This window comes from Halopseudomonas salegens (assembly GCF_900105655.1).
Classification (GTDB): domain Bacteria; phylum Pseudomonadota; class Gammaproteobacteria; order Pseudomonadales; family Pseudomonadaceae; genus Halopseudomonas; species Halopseudomonas salegens.
Window position 1 is genome coordinate 298,383 of the sequence record NZ_LT629787.1, and the last position, 16,091, is coordinate 314,473.

At 59.2% G+C, this 16,091-nt stretch carries 18 protein-coding genes; 8 read left to right on the forward strand and 10 right to left on the reverse strand.

What is annotated here, in order from left to right; genetic code table 11:
* Window positions 1–4 precede the first annotated feature (4 nt).
* Entirely contained in the window at window positions 5–1,018 is a 1,014-nt protein-coding gene (gene hemB / locus BLU07_RS01340; protein ID WP_092383386.1) for a porphobilinogen synthase, read from the reverse strand.
* Window positions 1,019–1,443: 425 nt separating this feature from the next.
* Between hemB and BLU07_RS01350 the strand changes: the two genes are divergently transcribed.
* The gene (locus BLU07_RS01350) at window positions 1,444–1,998 is read left to right on the forward strand and encodes a DUF6436 domain-containing protein (RefSeq protein WP_092383390.1); all 555 of its coding nucleotides are present in this window, start codon (window positions 1,444–1,446) and stop codon (window positions 1,996–1,998) included.
* 5 nt (window positions 1,999–2,003) lie between these two features.
* The gene (locus BLU07_RS01355; protein WP_092383392.1) at window positions 2,004–3,515 is read left to right on the forward strand and encodes a methyl-accepting chemotaxis protein; all 1,512 of its coding nucleotides are present in this window, start codon (window positions 2,004–2,006) and stop codon (window positions 3,513–3,515) included.
* 5 nt (window positions 3,516–3,520) lie between these two features.
* On the opposite strand, the gene BLU07_RS01360 is transcribed toward BLU07_RS01355, so the two are convergent.
* On the reverse strand, window positions 3,521–3,973 hold the full coding sequence (locus tag BLU07_RS01360; RefSeq protein WP_092383394.1) for a YaiI/YqxD family protein: 453 nt from the start codon (window positions 3,971–3,973) through the stop codon (window positions 3,521–3,523).
* Window positions 3,974–4,032: 59 nt separating this feature from the next.
* Here BLU07_RS01360 and BLU07_RS01365 point away from each other — a divergent pair, with 59 nt between their 5' ends.
* Window positions 4,033–4,788: an SDR family NAD(P)-dependent oxidoreductase gene (locus tag BLU07_RS01365; protein WP_092383396.1), complete on the forward strand. Its 756-nt coding sequence runs from the start codon at window positions 4,033–4,035 to the stop codon at window positions 4,786–4,788.
* On the opposite strand, the gene BLU07_RS01370 is transcribed toward BLU07_RS01365, so the two are convergent.
* On the reverse strand, window positions 4,789–6,705 hold the full coding sequence (locus BLU07_RS01370; protein WP_092383398.1) for an ATP-binding cassette domain-containing protein: 1,917 nt from the start codon (window positions 6,703–6,705) through the stop codon (window positions 4,789–4,791). It abuts the gene before it with no gap.
* Between the two features lie 17 nt (window positions 6,706–6,722).
* On the opposite strand from BLU07_RS01370, the gene BLU07_RS01375 reads away from it, so the two are divergent.
* Window positions 6,723–7,196 carry a TIGR02444 family protein gene (locus BLU07_RS01375; protein WP_157719047.1) on the forward strand — a complete coding sequence of 158 codons (474 nt, stop codon included), beginning with the start codon at window positions 6,723–6,725 and terminating at the stop codon, window positions 7,194–7,196.
* On the opposite strand, the gene BLU07_RS01380 is transcribed toward BLU07_RS01375, so the two are convergent.
* The 7 genes from BLU07_RS01380 to BLU07_RS01410 all read right to left on the reverse strand — a co-directional run bounded on the left by BLU07_RS01380 (window position 7,189) and on the right by BLU07_RS01410 (window position 10,835).
* Complete coding sequence (locus BLU07_RS01380; protein ID WP_092383402.1) at window positions 7,189–7,731, reverse strand: AlgP family protein; 543 nt, start codon at window positions 7,729–7,731, stop codon at window positions 7,189–7,191. The two genes, BLU07_RS01375 and BLU07_RS01380, sit on opposite strands and share 8 nt — an antisense overlap.
* Window positions 7,732–7,745: 14 nt before the next feature.
* The gene (rsd, locus tag BLU07_RS01385) at window positions 7,746–8,219 is read right to left on the reverse strand and encodes a sigma D regulator (protein ID WP_092383404.1); all 474 of its coding nucleotides are present in this window, start codon (window positions 8,217–8,219) and stop codon (window positions 7,746–7,748) included.
* A 159-nt stretch (window positions 8,220–8,378) separates the two neighbouring features.
* Window positions 8,379–8,918, reverse strand: a complete 540-nt coding sequence (locus BLU07_RS01390) for a DUF3833 domain-containing protein (RefSeq protein WP_092383406.1) — start codon at window positions 8,916–8,918, stop codon at window positions 8,379–8,381.
* Window positions 8,919–8,965: 47 nt separating this feature from the next.
* Complete coding sequence (locus BLU07_RS01395) at window positions 8,966–9,481, reverse strand: disulfide bond formation protein B (RefSeq protein ID WP_092383408.1); 516 nt, start codon at window positions 9,479–9,481, stop codon at window positions 8,966–8,968.
* Window positions 9,482–9,573: 92 nt separating this feature from the next.
* Window positions 9,574–10,083 carry a protein-export chaperone SecB gene (secB, locus tag BLU07_RS01400; protein ID WP_092383410.1) on the reverse strand — a complete coding sequence of 170 codons (510 nt, stop codon included), beginning with the start codon at window positions 10,081–10,083 and terminating at the stop codon, window positions 9,574–9,576.
* A gap of 70 nt (window positions 10,084–10,153) precedes the next feature.
* Window positions 10,154–10,411, reverse strand: coding sequence for a glutaredoxin 3 (gene grxC / locus BLU07_RS01405; RefSeq protein ID WP_092383412.1), 258 nt, complete (start codon window positions 10,409–10,411; stop codon window positions 10,154–10,156).
* Between the two features lies 1 nt (window position 10,412).
* A complete protein-coding gene (locus tag BLU07_RS01410; protein WP_092383414.1) occupies window positions 10,413–10,835 on the reverse strand; it encodes a rhodanese-like domain-containing protein in 423 nt (140 codons plus the stop codon).
* A gap of 196 nt (window positions 10,836–11,031) precedes the next feature.
* On the opposite strand from BLU07_RS01410, the gene gpmI reads away from it, so the two are divergent.
* From gpmI to BLU07_RS01430, 4 genes are all read left to right on the forward strand, one after another.
* Window positions 11,032–12,567, forward strand: a complete 1,536-nt coding sequence (gene gpmI / locus BLU07_RS01415; protein WP_092383416.1) for a 2,3-bisphosphoglycerate-independent phosphoglycerate mutase — start codon at window positions 11,032–11,034, stop codon at window positions 12,565–12,567.
* A 13-nt stretch (window positions 12,568–12,580) separates the two neighbouring features.
* Window positions 12,581–13,759 carry a murein hydrolase activator EnvC family protein gene (locus tag BLU07_RS01420; protein WP_092383418.1) on the forward strand — a complete coding sequence of 393 codons (1,179 nt, stop codon included), beginning with the start codon at window positions 12,581–12,583 and terminating at the stop codon, window positions 13,757–13,759.
* A gap of 80 nt (window positions 13,760–13,839) precedes the next feature.
* The gene (locus BLU07_RS01425; protein ID WP_269434162.1) at window positions 13,840–15,054 is read left to right on the forward strand and encodes a S41 family peptidase; all 1,215 of its coding nucleotides are present in this window, start codon (window positions 13,840–13,842) and stop codon (window positions 15,052–15,054) included.
* On the forward strand, window positions 15,051–16,013 hold the full coding sequence (locus tag BLU07_RS01430; protein ID WP_092383422.1) for a divergent polysaccharide deacetylase family protein: 963 nt from the start codon (window positions 15,051–15,053) through the stop codon (window positions 16,011–16,013). The genes BLU07_RS01425 and BLU07_RS01430 overlap by 4 nt, the downstream gene beginning before the upstream one ends.
* Window positions 16,014–16,091: the final 78 nt, after the last annotated feature.

Below are 16,091 nucleotides of genomic sequence, written 5' to 3' on the forward strand. Positions count from 1 at the left end.
CGTATCAAGATTGTTCGCGCAGCTGGCGCGCTGCGGTTTTGGCGAAATAAGTCAGAATCGCATCGGCACCGGCACGTTTGAATGCGGTGAGCGACTCCAGGATCACGGCATCACTCAACCAGCCATTGGCAATGGCGGCCTGGTGCATGGCGTATTCGCCACTCACCTGATAAACCATGGTGGGTACTTTGAATTGCTGTTTCACGCGCTGGACAATGTCCAGATACGGCATGCCGGGCTTGATCATCACCATATCGGCGCCTTCGGCCAGATCCAGTGCAACCTCGTGCAGGGCTTCATTGGTATTGGCCGGGTCCATCTGGTAGGTCGCCTTGTTGCCCTTGCCGAGATTGCCGGCAGAGCCGACCGCGTCGCGGAAGGGGCCGTAATAGGCGCTGGCATACTTGGCTGAATAGGCCAGAATGCTGGTGTTGATGTGGCCAGCCGCTTCCAGTGCCTGACGCATGGCACCGACACGGCCATCCATCATGTCCGAGGGGGCAACGATATCGGCACCGGCGGCGGCATGCGACAGGGTCTGTTTGACCAGTGCCTCGATAGTGACGTCGTTCAGCACATAGCCGTCTGCATCAATAATGCCGTCCTGACCGTGGGTGGTGAAAGGGTCCAGTGCAACGTCGGTAATCACGCCGAGTTCGGGAAATGCCTGTTTGATGGCCCGTGTGGCTCGCTGGGCCAGACCGTCCGGGTTCCAGGCCTCGGCGGCATCCAGGGATTTGCGGTCGAGCGGGGTGACCGGAAACAGGGCGATGGCCGGGATACCAAGCTCCACCAGTTCAGCGGCTTCGATCAGCAGCAGGTCAATCGACAGGCGCTCGATACCGGGCATGGAGGCCACAGCTTCACGCTGGTTCTCGCCATCGAGTACGAACATCGGGTATATCAGATCGTTGGCGGTCAGCTGATTTTCGCGCACCAGGCGACGAGAAAAATCATTGCGGCGCAGGCGACGCAGACGGCTATGTGGATATTGGCGATTGGCAGGATCAAAGCTCACAACTGCTCCCAGGGTAGAAAACACCCATAATGGTTAAGGAGCCTCTGAATAACTTCTTGCATGCTCAGGCTTTCAGGCTGGCGCGTAATCAAGGCGCAATTTTGTCGGTGTATGTCGATCCAGCAAAAAATTGCAACGAAGAGTACGTGCCAGCCTGAAAGCCCCGAAGGGCGTGTCCTGAAGCGCACATCTGCGGCACTTTGTTGCTCGTAAAGGCAACCAGCATTCACGTCGCAACCAAGCTCAGCATCTGCACGCTTCAGGTCACGCTGAGCACGCAAGAAGTTATTCAGAGGCTCCTGAAGGATATAGCACATAATTATGACTGAAATGCGACGGCAAGCGTAACCGTGCATCAAAGCGTGTTTTTTCTTTGACGATATCTATACAAAGTGTATTATCTGGTATAAGTAATAGGGGCAAGAATGCGAACCTGGCAGCGCAACACTCTGGTAGCAGTACTTCTGCTGATGTGGGCCGGCGGAATCACCTGGGCTTTCTGGTGGTTTGAGGCGCGCTACTTGCGCAACTTTGAGCGCCAGGCCTTTTTTCAGGGGGTTGAAGTGACGCCGCCTTTCTCTCCCGGTCAGGTGCAGGTACTGCATGTCTGGCAGGCAGACTGCCCGTGCAGCGCTGGTCACGAGGCTTACGTGGAAGAAATGACGCGCCGCTTCAGTGATCGTGGCGTGCGCTTTGCTCGCAGCGGTCAAGTTGAAACGCACGGATTGGGAGCCGTCTTAAAGGAACTGCCCTATTGGCCGATACCAGAAGAGTGGAGTCATTGGCCGGGGGCACCCTCGATTGCCATCTGGGCTGCCGACGGCACATTGTCCTACGTCGGGCCCTATAGCGACGGAGCGCACTGCAACAGCGATAGCAGCTTTGTCGAACCGGTTATTCAGCGCTTGTTGGCGGGTGGTTCGGTAAACATAACCCGGCAGGACACCGTGTCCTGTCTGTGTGAATCAGGCAACGAGTAATCATTATGACCCAAGCAGCCGATTTGAATGCCCTGAGTCTGGCCCGGTTCTACCAGCGCGCCGATCGCGTGCTGCTGGTGGTGTTGTGGATATGTCTGTTGTTTTCCTTCGGGCTGGCACTGGTCTATGGCACTTGGCTGCAGGCGCTGCTGGTCGGTGGTGGCACGCTGTTGGTCATTCATCTGCTGCAGGTGCTGATTGGCGGCCAGCGGTTGTTCCGTTGCGCCGTCGGTGTTGCCCTGATGGTGATGTCGGCATTGCATATCAATCAGGCCCAGGGCCTGGTCGAGATGCACTTTGCGATTTTTGTACTGTTGGCGGTGTTGATCTACTACCGCGACTGGTTGCCGATTGTAGTGGCAGCAGTGGTGATTGCCGTGCATCACCTGAGCTTCTTTTATCTGCAAAATGCCGGTTCCGGCGTTTTTGTTGTGCGTGAAGGTAGCTGGGGAATTATTTTCCTGCATGCTGGCTACGTGGTGATGGAAACCGCTGTATTGGCCTTTCTGGCCCGCCAGGCCTATACCGATGCGCTGGAAGGCGAGGCGCTGGGTGAGGCAACCATGCGCATGATTGGCGATGGCAGCTCAACTGATTTGACCTACCGGGTACCCATGCAGACGCAGATGATCAGCAGCTTCAATGGCTTTGTCGATAATCTGGATGGCTCGATCGGTGTGATCAATCGAGAGGTCAATAATCTGAGCGAGTTGGGTAATCAGTTGAACCAGCGCGCCAATCAGGTCAATGACGGCTCGCTGAAACAGGCGGAAGAGTCGCGTTACATGATTCAGGCCATGGGGGAGCTGAGCGCAGCGACCCATCAGGTTGCCCAAAGCGCCGATGAAGCTGCCAATACGGCAGCCAAGGCCAATGAGCATGCCGAGGACGGCAACCGCGCCATGCAGCAGTTGAGTCGCGAGATCGGCAGTCTGAATCAGGATATCGACCTGACCAGCGAAGCTGTCTCCGGTGCCGCCGATATTGCCAATGAAATCTATCAGGTGGTGGATGCCATCAAGGCCGTGGCCGAGCAGACCAATCTGCTGGCGCTGAACGCAGCCATCGAGGCCGCGCGCGCCGGTGAACAGGGTCGGGGGTTTGCCGTGGTCGCCGATGAGGTTCGCAACCTGTCACAGCGCACTGCCCAGTCAACCATGGAAATCCAGAATTTTATCGACCGGCTGCAAAAGGCCTCCGAATCCGCGCGCGATTCCATGCTGCGCAGTCAGGGGTCGGTAAAACAATGCCTGGCCGCCGCTGAGTCCGGTGCGCAAACTCTGAGCGAGGTGGTCACCGAAATTGCCCATATCAATCAGCTCAATGCGCAAATTGCCACCGCCACTCATGAGCAATCCACTGTGGGTGAAGATGTTGCCCGGCACTTGCAGGAAGTGGGCGGAATTGCCAGTGCCAATGCCGAGCAATCAGCGGATTTGCAGCAGCTGGCAGCAGACATGAATACCCTGCGAGGCCGCCTGGCTGATCAGGTCAGCCGCTTCGAGACTCGCGGCTAGAGGATTTATTGTCCGCTCTGGCTGAGCAAACGATCGAGTGCATTGGCAAAGGCCTGTTTGTCCCGTTCGCTGAACGGGGCCGGGCCGCTGCGTCCGGCCAGGCCGGCGCCGCGCAGTTCATCCATCAGGTTGCGAACGGCCAGGCGCTCGCCGATGCTGCCCTTGTCATAAATCTGCCCGCGTGGATTGATCGCCGTGACTTCACGGCGTACCAGGCCATCGGCCAGCGGAATATCGGCAGTGACGACCAGGTCGCCGGGTACCGAATGTTCGATGATGTAATGGTCGGCCTCGTCAGCCCCGCCGGGGACTACAATCTGGCGCAGCAGGGGCGCAGGCGGCAGGCCAAGGGAGTGGTTGGCAACCATGATCAGCGGGATCTGCCGCCGTTTCGAGGCGCGCAGTACGATTTCGCGGATAGGTTTGGGGCAGGCATCGGCGTCGATCCACAGGGTCATGCAGTTGGCTTCCTGAACAGTCAATACGGGTATTGTCCCGCCAAAACCGGAGGCTGTATATGGCATTTCCACTGTCGCTCGACGAGCCGGCACAGGTATTGATCACCGGAGCCAGTCGCGGGATAGGCGCGGCGCTGGTCCAGCAGCTGCTGGCGTTGCCCGAGGTGGCCGGTGTGCATGCCGTGGCGCGCAACTGGCCGCAAACTGATGCGACGGATGAGCGCTTGTGCCGCTATGCGGTTGATCTGACCGACCCGGCGCAGCTGGCGGAGATGGCGCAGCAACTGCAGCAGCAGACCGAGCGGCTGCATCTGGTGATCAACTGTGCCGGTTTTCTGCATCAGCCGGACGGGCAGCAGCCGGAGAAGTCCTTGCAGCAGATCGAACTGGCTGCGCTGGAGCACAGTTTCCGCATCAATGCCTTTGCGCCGATTCTGCTGGCACAGGCTCTGTTGCCACTGCTGCGCGGCAAGCACCGCAGCAGCTTTGCCTCGCTGTCAGCCCGGGTAGGCTCGATGGGTGATAATCATCTGGGTGGCTGGTATGCCTACCGGGCCAGCAAGGCGGCGCAAAATATGTTGCTGCGCACCTTTGCCATCGAATGGCACCGGTTGAACCGCAATGGTTGCTGCCTGTTGTTGCATCCGGGAACCACGGATACCGGATTGTCCAAACCCTTTCAGGCGCGGGTGCCTGAGGGCAAGTTGTTTACCCCTGACTACGTGGCCGAGCGTTTGCTGGCAGTGATTGCCGAGCATGGTCCGGAGGATAGCGGGCAGTTCTATGCCTGGGACGGGCAGCCGGTACCCTGGTGATCAGTCGCCGGCCAGTTCGCTTTGCAGGCTTTCGTAGGCTTCCTGGGCTTCCATCCACTGGGCTTCCAGCGCTTCGATCTGCTGGCTGAGGTCGGCCTGTTCGGCCAGCAAGGTCTTGAGGCGGTCCTTGTGCTCGGCCTGATAGAGCTCACTATCGCCCAGTTGCTGTTCGACGGCAGCCAACGATTCATTGCGCTGGTTCAGCTGTTGCTCCAGCTTGTCTGCAGTCTTTTTCAGCGGCGCCAGCTGCTTGCGTTGTTCGGCGGCTTCACGGCGCTGCGCCTTGGCGTCGACCTTGGGCGCGCTGCTGTCGGTTGCCCCGGCATTGTCAGCGGCGAGTTGCTGTTGGCGGAATTTGGCCAACCAGCGGGTGTAGTCATCCAGATCTTCGGCATAGGTCTGCACCTGCCCGTCCGCGACCAGCCAGAGTTCATCGGTCGTGGCGCGAATCAGTGCGCGGTCGTGCGAGACCAGCAGCATGGCGCCGGAAAAGTTCTGCAGCGCCAATGACAGCGCATGGCGCATTTCCATATCCAGGTGGTTGGTTGGCTCATCCAGCAGCAGCAAATTGGGTTTCTGCCAGGCGATCAGGGCCAGTGCCAGCCGCGCCTTTTCGCCGCCAGAGAAATTCTTTACCGTCTGCTCGACACGATCACCCTGAAAGTCAAAGCCGCCGAGGAAGTTGCGCAGCTCCTGTTCACGCTGTTCCGGCGCCAGTCGCGCCATGTGCAGCAATGGGCTGGCATTGGCATCCAGACTTTCCAGCTGATGCTGGGCAAAATAACCGATGGCCAGGTTTTCACCGCAGGTCAGCTCCCCGGCCAACAGTTCCACCTCCCCGGCCAGGGTCTTGATCAGGGTGGATTTGCCCGCCCCATTGGGACCGAGCAAGCCGATACGGGCACCGGGCACCAGCTGAAAACTGACGTTGTCGAGAATGGATGCGCCGGGGTAACCGACACTGGCCTTGTTCAGATCCAGCAAGGGCATGGACTGCTGGTCGGCCTCGCGGAAGCTGAAGGAAAAGGGCGAGTCATAATGCGCCGGGCTGAGGTCTTCCATGCGCTCCAGCGCTTTCAGTCGGCTCTGGGCCTGTTTGGCTTTGCTTGCCTTGGCGCGAAAACGGGCAATGTAGCTTTGCATGTGTGCCCGCTCGGACTGCTGTTTCTCGAATGCCGCCTGCTGTTGGCTCAAGCGCTCGGCGCGGGTACGCTCGAACTGGCTGTAACCACCCCGATAGAGGTTGAGCTTTTGCCGCTCAAAGTGGACGATATGGGTGACCACTGCATCCAGAAAGTCGCGGTCGTGGGAAATCAGCAGCAGCGTGCCCGAGTAGGCCTTGAGCCAGTCTTCCAGCCAGAGAATGGCATCCAGATCCAGGTGGTTGGTGGGTTCGTCCAGCAGCATCAGGTCAGACGGACACATCAGGGCCTGGGCCAGGTTCAGGCGCATCTGCCAGCCGCCGGAAAACTCGCTTACCGGGCGCTCGCACTGGGCCGTGCTGAAGCCCAGGCCGGCAAGCAGTGTGCGGGCCCGGCTGTCGGCAGTGAAGCCCTGGTGGGTTTCCAGTTCGGCATACAAGGTGCCGAGTGCATGGGCGTCGTGGTTGGTTTCGGCGGTCTGTAGCCGCTGCTGGATTTGCCGCAGGCGCTGATCGCCATCGAGCACGTAGTCGATGGCCCGGCGTTGCTGGTCGTTGATTTCCTGCTGCATGTGCGCGATGCGCCAGTCGGCAGGCAGGTAGCAACTGCCGGTATCCACCTGCAAGTGGCCTTGCAGCAGGCTGAACAGGCTGGATTTGCCGGCACCATTGGCGCCCAGCAGGCCGACTTTCTGCCCCGGATGAATGGTCAGGTCGGCGTGGTCGAGCAGGGTCAGCGGGCCACGCTGCAGGGAGAGGGATTCGAGTTTGATCATGGCCGCGGAGTATATCAGTGACGAGCGACAAAACAGATAGTGGTGTGAATGCGGACGTTGACCTGAGTACTTTTGCCGCCAGGTTTTATGCTCAAGAGTCAGTGCAGCAAACGCTGCTGGAGCTGCAGGATGAGGTTGGGCTGGATGTGCTGCTGTTACTGGTTGCCTGCTGGTTGGGTCGGCGCGGGGTAACCCTGGATGCGATTGACTGGAACGATCTGGTGCAGCGTCAACAACCCTGGCAGCAGCAGGTAACAATGCCTCTGCGCAGGGTGCGCCGGGCCTTGCGTGCATGGCCTGAAGCCAATGCGTTGCGCGAAGAGGTCAAAGCCAGCGAGTTGAGGGCCGAATGGTTGCAACTGGCGCGACTGCAGGCGGTGTTGGGCTTGCCTGTCTGCGCCCCGGTGATGACAACCCGGGAGCAATTGACGGCCTGTTGCCAGGCGCAGGGCAAGCAGCCCCCTGCGCACCTGTTGGTTTTACTCAGCTGACGCCGGGGTCAGTCTGATTGCCGGCGGCCGTTGCTTTGCCGGCAGTGCGGTTGGCCGGCGGTTTCTTGCGCGCAGCGGGTTTGCGTCGCGGGCGCGGCACAGGCGGGTTATCCCGTTTATCAATGGCCTGGGCTGCTTGTTGTTCGATGCGTTCGAAGCCTTTGGCCAGGCGCAACGTCTGACGAACATCATTGCGTAACTGGCGCAAATAGCTTTGCGCCTCTTTCTGCGCCTGGCTGAGCTGCTCGATGGCGCTATCCAGCTCGGCCAGTTTGGCGCGACTTTTATTCAGTGCTTTCTCGCCGCGCTCGTCAGCTTCCTTGATTTTGAGTTTATTGACCGTTTCACCGCGCTTGCTGGCCAGCTTGTCCAGTTGACGTTGCAGTTTGCCGAGGGCTTTTTCGGCATCAGCTTCAGCCTGACTGCAGGCCTCGCCGAGGTGCTCGTGCAGGGTGCGCGTCAAGGTCTGCAACAGATGCAGCGGGGTAGTGATAGGGGCAGCAGACGTCTGGGATGATTTCGCTTGGCCGGTCACGGGTAACTCCTGGTTCAGGACGTAGTCAGCATATTCTGGTGAGCAGTGTGCAGAACCTCGATAAGACAGTCCTCCAGCTCAAAACGCTCGTCCAGCATGGCACCCAATTGTTGCAGTTCCTGTTGCAGCTCCTGCTCATTGGCAAGGTCGGCACTGTGGCCATAGCTGTCGTTGAACCCCAGCGCTTCCTGGGTGGTGACTTCAATGCGCGGATACAGCTGATGAATCAGTTCCAGGCCGCGGTTGTCCTTGAAGTCTTCCGCTTCGCGGATCAACTGACTATAAATCTCGAAATGTCCGGCGGACAGGTAATCCACCAGCACATTGCAGAACTCGCTGCGATAGCGGTCAGGCTGACTGTTGGGCGCAGCACGTTCGCGCAAGGCACTGTAATGCAGGATCAGCTCCTTGCGTTCGGCCAGCCAGCGATCAATCAGTTGATGCACTCCGCCCCAGCGTTCCTGGGCTGTTTGGCAACTCTCCAGCATTTTGCACCTCGTTTGTACGGCGACCGGGTTACATTGGCCCGGTTTGGGTGTAGTTGCCTGCATGAAGCGCGCTCGGGTGCAGTCCAGAGGTGCTGAAGTGCTGCAGGCAGATGTTGTCGGTATCTTGTCCGGACAGGATATGCCTTGCTGCGAGCGGCATCAAGGCTTGACGAAGCTCAGACTGACTTCACCCAATCGAATACCCCATTTTGACATGGTTGCACGGTTGAGCATGACCTGGTCATCAATCAGGAACATCCAGTCATCGAAGTCGACTTCCCAGACCCGGCCATCCACCGGCAGCTGCAAGGTGTACTGCCAGTGAAAGGCATTGCCGGCGACCCGGCCACGGGCTTCTCCGGTGACATCGTCAGCGGTGCCACGCCAGCTGCCATCGGATTGTTTGACCAGGGTCCAGACACGCCGCTCGGTACTGCCGTCGGCGTAGGTAAAGCGTTCATCAAGGGTGCCGACGTCGCCTTCCCAGCTGGCATCGATATGCACGTGAAAGCGACGCACTACGTCGCCGTTGCGTTTCTGGAACATGCCCCAGGCTTCCAGTTCACCGTTGAAATAGTCCTGCAAACGCAAGGTTGGACCCTGGTCGGCGTAATGTTCAACGTCCTTGCTGGCGCAGGCGGACAACAACAGGGCAAGCCCGAAGGTGAATAGCAGGGTGCGAATGCGGGTGTGATACATGGGGAAGCGGCCTCCGTAAATGACAGCGGAAGCCGTGACGGGCTTCCTTAATCCTCGCTGCGCAGTAATTGCGTCAGGCCGAACAGTGTCAGCAGAATGAACAGCAGCATGCTGCCTTCGGCAATGCTCAGGCCAAGGAAGGTCCATGTTACGGCGGCGCAATCGGCGGTGCCGCTGAAAATAAGTTGCAGCATGTCTCGGAATGGCAGGACATCCAGCATGTAATCCATACTCGGCAGGCAGCTGGCGAGCGTTTCAGGTGGTTGGTGCTGGAGCCAGATTTGCCGCCCGGCAATGGTGGCGCCAAACAGGGTGGCAAGCAAAACGCCAACAGCATAGCCGCGAGCAGCCATGGCGCGTTTGCGCGGGGGCCTGGGCTGCGGGTTGTGCAGCAGTGCCGCCAGACTGATCAGGCCAACCAGAATGAAGCAAATACGTTGAATCCAGCACAAGGGGCAGGGCTGCAGACCCAGCACCAGTTCCATATAGTAGGCGCTGGCGATGATCAGCAGGCAGGCCAGAAAAGTGATCAGATACAAGGTACGGGAAGCAGGCAGGCTCATGCGGTAGTCAATCCGTTCGGGTGCAAGGTCATTACCTTAAGCAAAGCGCCTGATGCTGACAAGCATCAGGCGCCGGTATGACGCCTGGCGGCTTAGTTGGCCGGCTGGCTTTCGCCGGCAGCTTCGGCTGCGCGACGCTCTTCGGCCTGAGCGTGCAGGGCGTCGAAGTTGACTGGAGACAGCATCAGGGGAGGGAAGCTGCCACGCAGGACCAGGTTGTCGATCGCTTCGCGGGCATAGGGGAACAGGATGTTCGGGCAGAAGGCACCGAGCGTGTGGCGCAAACCGGCTTCATCCAGACCGTTGATGGCGAAGATACCGGCCTGCTGGACTTCAGCGATAAAAGTCGTGTCATTCTCGCCATTGGTAACCGTGGCCGAGAGGCTGAGTACCACTTCGTAGATCCCTTCCTGCAGCTTGTTATGGCGGGTATTCAGGTCCAGGTTGACCTGAGGGTTCCACTGGGTCTGAAACACCTCGGGGGCCTTGGGGGACTCAAAGGAGATGTCCTTGACGTAGATGCGCTGCATGCTGAACTGAACTTGCGGCTGATCGCTCTGGGCGCCATTGGAAGCTTGATTGTTCTGGTTTTGCTCGGCCATGTTGGGTCCTTTTTGCGTGCTGTAGGGTTAATTGAGTGGACGTTATAGTGGAGGATACGTGGTCAATATTTCAATTGCCCAGTAGCGGATCAAGTTGACCGCTGCGCTCCAGGGTCAGCAATTCATCGCAGCCGCCGACATAGGTCTGGCCGATCCAGATTTGCGGTACCGACGTGCGACCGCCAGCCAAACGGGTCATGTCCGCGCGCAGCTGTGGCTGACCGTCGACGATGATTTCCTCGAAGTTCAGGCCTTTGCTTTCCAGCAGTTGTTTGGCCCGAATGCAGAACGGGCAGTAATTACTGGAATACATGATGATCTCGGGCATATTACTTCACCACTGGCAGGTTATCGGCGCGCCAGCCATTGACGCCGCCGGAAAGACGGTTGACCTTGGTATAGCCGGCCGCTTTGAGTTGTTTGGCGCAAGGGCCGGCGTGCTGGCCATTGGCGCATACCAGTAATATGGGTTGGTCTTTGTGTTTTTCAAGCTCGCTCATGCGTTTGGCCAGTTGATCGGCCGGAATATTGCGCGAGTCGACGATATGCCCGGCGGCAAAATCCTTCTTCGAGCGCACATCAACCACCAGCGCCTGTTCGCGGTTGATCAGTTGAGTTGCCTGCTGCGGGCCGACTGCCTGACCGGCCTTGCGGCTTTCGGTGATGATCAGCAGGGCCAGTATGACCAGAAAGGCGGTAGTCAGCAGGTAGTGGTTGCCGATGAATTCGATGAGCTGTTGAAGAAACTGCATGCAGAGGGTTTCCAGGGTGTGTAAAAGCGGACAAGTATACACGCCAGTGGCCCGGCACAGAACCGCCTGGCCAGCTCTAATGTCATCAACATTGATCAGTTGTGGCAGCCGGATGGACGCAGCGGCATGACAGTGCCCGGCCGGGCAAGTAAACTAGGGGGATTGATCCATCAACACAAAGGCGAGTCCCCGACCTATGAGCGCAGCCCCCAAGCCCCTGGTTTTGATGATTCTCGACGGTTTTGGCCACAGTGAGTCAGCGGACTCCAATGCCATCATGGCCGCGCAGACCCCTTTCTGGGATCAGCTGTGGCGAGAATCGCCGCATACGCTGGTATCCGGCTCCGGGATGGATGTTGGCCTGCCAGACGGTCAGATGGGTAATTCCGAGGTCGGGCACATGAATCTCGGCGCCGGGCGGGTGGTCTATCAGGATTTCACCCGGGTGACCAAGGCCATCGCGGATGGTGATTTCTTTACCAACCCGACAATCTGTCAGGCCGTGGACAAGGCTGCCACCGCGGGCAAGGCCGTGCATATCATGGGCCTGCTGTCGCCGGGTGGTGTGCATAGTCACGAACAACACCTGATTGCCATGGCCGAGCTTGCGGTGCGCCAGGGCGCCGAAAAAATTTACCTGCATGCCTTTCTGGATGGCCGCGACACGCCACCGAAAAGCGCCGAAGCATCACTGCGCTTGCTGGATGAAGCCTGGGCGCGGTTGGGCAAGGGCCGAACCGCCAGTCTGATCGGGCGTTATTTCGCCATGGACAGGGATAATCGCTGGGAACGTGTGGCTGAGGCCTACAACCTGATTGCCGAGGGTCAGGCGGCGTTTTCCAGCCCAACCGCAGTGGATGGCTTGCTGGCGGCCTATGAGCGTGGTGAAAGTGACGAGTTCGTCAAGGCGACCAGTATCGGTGAGCCGGTCAGCATCGCTGATGGCGACGCCGTGGTCTTCATGAACTTTCGGGCTGATCGTGCGCGGGAATTGAGCCGCGCTTTTGTCGAGCCCGACTTCGCGGGTTTCCCCCGTCAACGCCCACTGCAACTGGCCGGTTTTGTCATGTTGACGCAGTATGCAGCGGATATTCCGGCGCCCTGTGCCTACCCGCCGGCAGCGCTGAACAATGTGTTGGGTGAATACCTGTCCAGGCAAGGCAAGACCCAGTTGCGTATTGCTGAAACGGAAAAATACGCTCACGTTACCTTTTTCTTCTCCGGCGGACGCGAAGAGCCTTTCGCTGGTGAAGAGCGCATTCTGGTGCCGTCCCCGCAGGTGGCAACCTATGACTTGCAGCCGGAAATGAGCGCGCCGGAAGTGACTGACCGTATTGTCGAAGCCATCGAGCAACAGCGCTATGACGTTATCGTGGTCAACTATGCCAATGGCGACATGGTCGGGCATACCGGCGTGTTCGCCGCCGCAGTCAAGGCGGTCGAATGCCTGGATGACTGTATGCGGCGTATCGTCAGTGCCCTGCAGCGGGTCGGCGGCGAGGCGTTGATAACCGCGGACCATGGCAATGTCGAACAAATGGCTGACCATTCCACCGGGCAGGCGCATACCGCTCATACCTGCGAGCCGGTGCCCTTTGTGTATGTCGGGCCGCGGGCTGTCAGTCTGCGCGATGGTGGTATTCTCTCTGATGTGGCGCCGACCATGCTGACACTGCTCGGCCTTGAACAGCCCGCGGAAATGACCGGGCGCAGTATTGCCAGTCTGAATTAACGGAGGTAGGTGCATGCGCAGGCAGCAAGGATGGTGCAAAGGCATAGTGCTCGTGGTACTGGCTGCCGGCCTGAGTGTCGCCCAGACGCTGCCAGCTGACGAGCCGGAAACCGCGGAACAGGCACGAGAGCAATTGCAGGCCACCGAGGCGGAAATCGAGCAATTGCGCGAAGTACTCAAGGGTCTGGAACAGGAGATGACCGGCCTGCAGCAGGAACTGCAGGAAAGCGAAAGTGATATCGGTCGCCTGGAACGGGAAAGCCGTGAGCTGGAGCAACAAATCGAGGATGGTGAGGCGCGTCTGCAGGAGTTGCGCCGCGACAGTCAGGCTTTGCAACTGGCGCTTGAGGCCCAGCACGAGCAGATTGCCCGCCAGGCCCGGGCTGCCTATATGGCAGGCGACCAGGATTACCTGAAAGTATTGCTCAACCAGGATGATCCGGCGCGCATGTCGCGGATGCTGGGCTATTACCAGCAGGTCAGCCAGGCGCGCGTTCGTGAACTGGACGAGTACCGCACTACGCTGAGACAAATCAGTGACACCCGAGAGGCGATGCTGCGTCAGCAACAAAGCCTGCAGGGTGATCGCAGCGAGCTGGAACAGCGCACTGCGTCACTGCAGGAACAACAGCGCCAGCGTAGTCGTTTGCTGACACAGCTGCGTCAGCAGCAGGGTTCGCAAACGCAGCAACTGGAAAACCAGCAAGCCGAGCGCAAGGCGCTGAATGAGTTGATTGAACGCCTGGACCAGGCGATCACCAGTATTCCCACGCCGGCCGGCAGCTTGCCCTTTGCTGATGCCAAGGGCAAGCTGCCCCTGCCGGTCACTGGTGAGATCAAGGCGCGCTTCGGCAGTCAGCGTGGTGGCGATGAACGTTTGCGCTGGGATGGTTTGCTACTGGATGCCGAGGAAGGTTCGCCGGTACATGCGATTCATGGCGGCCGGGTGGTGTTTGCCGAGTGGTTGCGCGGTTCCGGGTTGTTGCTGATTCTGGATCATGGCCAGGGTTACCTGAGCCTGTACGGCCATAATCAGAGCCTGTTGCATGATGTCGGTACCTGGGTACAGCCCGGGGAAGCCGTTGCAACGGTTGGAAACAGTGGTGGACAAGCCGTTGCGGGCCTGTATTTTGCCATTCGTCATCAGGGGCGCCCACTGGACCCTCTGGGCTGGTGTATGCTGTCCAGCTGATGCTTTCTTTTCCTGTCTGGGGGAATTACATGACTTGTCTGCGTGGCCTGCTGCTCTGTTTGTTGAGTTTGTCCATTGGCATGGCGGTGGCCCAAACCGACGATAGCCTGCCAGACGGGCAGCTGCCGCTCGACGAGCTGCGTACCTTTGTCGAAGTGCTGGAGCGTATTCGTACCGCTTATGTCGAGCCGGTTGACGACGCGACCCTGCTGGAAAATGCCATTCGCGGGATGCTTGAAGGGCTGGATCCGCATTCTGCATACCTTGAGCCAGAGGCTTTCCGTGGTCTGCAGGACAGCACCAGCGGTCAGTTCGGTGGCCTGGGTATTGAAGTCGGCCAGGAAGATGGTTTTATCAAGGTGATTTCACCGATTGATGATACGCCTGCCGCCCGCGCCGGCATTGAAGCCGGTGATCTGATCATCAAGCTGGATGAACAGCCGACCAAGGGCATGAGCCTGATGGATGCGGTGACCAAAATGCGCGGTGAAGCCGGCACCAGTATCACGCTGACCATCGTGCGTGACAGTGGCCGACCCTTTGAGGTCGAGTTGACCCGGGCGGTGATTCGGGTGCAAAGCGTGCGCAGTCAGATGCTGGACGAAGGCTATGGCTACTTGCGCATTACCCAGTTCCAGAACAATACCGCGGATGACGTGCGCAACACCCTGAATGAACTCAAGGCGGGTGAACTCAAGGGCCTGGTGCTCGACTTGCGCAATAACCCCGGCGGCGTGCTGCAGGCTGCAGTAGGCGTGGCTGACAGCTTCCTTGCCGAAGGCAATATCGTGTACACCGAAGGCCGCCTGAGCAATTCGGAAATGCGCTTTAATGCCACCAGCCATAATCCCAGCGGTGAAGTGCCGGTCGTGGTATTGATCAATGGTGGTTCTGCCTCGGCGGCAGAGATTGTTGCCGGTGCACTGCAGGATCATGGCAGAGCGGTAGTCATGGGGACCGACAGCTTTGGCAAGGGTTCGGTGCAAACGGTGTTGCCACTGAACAATGATCGCGGCCTGAAACTGACCACGGCAATCTATTTCACCCCTGATGGCCGCTCGATTCAGGCCCAGGGCATTGTGCCGGACATTCGCGTCGAGCGGGCCCGTGTTACCCGTGAGGAAGAAGACATTGCTGCCGTGCGAGAGTCTGATTTGCAGGGGCATCTGCGCCGCAGCGAACCCAGTGCGCCAGCAGTGGCTGCTGACCGCGAGCGCCCGCAGGATACGGATTACCAGCTGAATCAGGCGCTGACGCTGCTCAAGGGCTTGCATCTCACCCGCGCGAAACCATGAGTTTGCGCGGTATTCCGGCACTGCTGGTGCTGGGATTACTGGTTGCCTGTAGCGAGCAGCCCGAGCCCGAGACCGCCAGTGGACAGGCGCCGGAACAACCGGCTGCCACTCATCCAGTCGCCGAGGCAGAGCCGGCTGAAGGGCCACCGGACTGGTTGCTGCATCCGGAAACTCTGCCAGCCTTGCCTGAACCTGAACCTGAACCTGAACCTGAACCTGAACCTGTAACGGATGCTGCGTCGGTCGAGTCGGCACCCGCCATGCCGGCAGACGATCAGGTGACGGCGTTGCCTGACCGCCCATTGCTGGCAATTGTGATTGACGATCTGGGGCACAGCTACACGCAGGGGCGACGGATTATCGACTTGCCCGGCCCGGTCGCTCTGGCCATTTTGCCCCAGACTCCTTTTGCCCGGCGGCTGGCGCGCGAAGCCAGTGCGGCCGGACAGATTGTCATGCTGCACCAGCCTATGGAAAACGGCGCGGGTTTACCGCTTGGGCCTGGCGGCTTGTATCGGGATACCCCCATTGAGGGCTATGCCGATATTCTGTTGAGCAACCTGGCCGAACTGCCTGGCGTCAGTGGCATCAATAACCATATGGGCAGCTTGCTGACGGCTGACCGGGTGGCCATGGATCAGCTTATGGCGGTTGCGCAGCGCGAGAATTTGTTCTTTCTCGATAGTCGCACCACGGCGGAAACCCAGGCGGCTTTTGCAGCCGCTGCAGCCGGGGTGCCACATGCCTCGCGTCAGGTATTTCTTGATCATGTGCGGGATGCGGATGCGGTTGCAGACTCCTTTGCCGTGGCGCTGGAATTGGCCCGGCAGCAAGGTCGAGCCATTGTCGTCGGGCACCCGCATGCCGCTACGCTGGCTTTTCTTGAGCGGGCATTGCCGGGGCTTGCCGCGCGCGAAGGAGTGACGCTGGTGCCGGTGACAGCGCTGCTTGCCCACTGAAAACGACTGGCGGCGTCGTGGCGTTGCCGGTAAACCGCTGTTAATTCTGTGTTCTGGAATACACCAAAAAAAGGGCAT

Coding starts and splice junctions, on each gene's coding strand:
- BLU07_RS01425 (WP_269434162.1), top strand. CDS start 13,840: ATGGCGGTGGCCCAAACCGACGATAGCCTGCCAGACGGGCAGCTGCCG.
- BLU07_RS01360 (WP_092383394.1), bottom strand. CDS start 3,973: ATGACCCTGTGGATCGACGCCGATGCCTGCCCCAAACCTATCCGCGAA.
- BLU07_RS01395 (WP_092383408.1), bottom strand. CDS start 9,481: ATGAGCCTGCCTGCTTCCCGTACCTTGTATCTGATCACTTTTCTGGCC.
- BLU07_RS01355 (WP_092383392.1), top strand. CDS start 2,004: ATGACCCAAGCAGCCGATTTGAATGCCCTGAGTCTGGCCCGGTTCTAC.
- gpmI (WP_092383416.1), top strand. CDS start 11,032: ATGAGCGCAGCCCCCAAGCCCCTGGTTTTGATGATTCTCGACGGTTTT.
- BLU07_RS01350 (WP_092383390.1), top strand. CDS start 1,444: ATGCGAACCTGGCAGCGCAACACTCTGGTAGCAGTACTTCTGCTGATG.
- BLU07_RS01430 (WP_092383422.1), top strand. CDS start 15,051: ATGAGTTTGCGCGGTATTCCGGCACTGCTGGTGCTGGGATTACTGGTT.
- rsd (WP_092383404.1), bottom strand. CDS start 8,219: ATGCTGGAGAGTTGCCAAACAGCCCAGGAACGCTGGGGCGGAGTGCAT.
- BLU07_RS01390 (WP_092383406.1), bottom strand. CDS start 8,918: ATGTATCACACCCGCATTCGCACCCTGCTATTCACCTTCGGGCTTGCC.
- grxC (WP_092383412.1), bottom strand. CDS start 10,411: ATGCCCGAGATCATCATGTATTCCAGTAATTACTGCCCGTTCTGCATT.
- BLU07_RS01365 (WP_092383396.1), top strand. CDS start 4,033: ATGGCATTTCCACTGTCGCTCGACGAGCCGGCACAGGTATTGATCACC.
- BLU07_RS01370 (WP_092383398.1), bottom strand. CDS start 6,705: ATGATCAAACTCGAATCCCTCTCCCTGCAGCGTGGCCCGCTGACCCTG.
- BLU07_RS01410 (WP_092383414.1), bottom strand. CDS start 10,835: ATGCAGTTTCTTCAACAGCTCATCGAATTCATCGGCAACCACTACCTG.
- secB (WP_092383410.1), bottom strand. CDS start 10,083: ATGGCCGAGCAAAACCAGAACAATCAAGCTTCCAATGGCGCCCAGAGC.
- BLU07_RS01420 (WP_092383418.1), top strand. CDS start 12,581: ATGCGCAGGCAGCAAGGATGGTGCAAAGGCATAGTGCTCGTGGTACTG.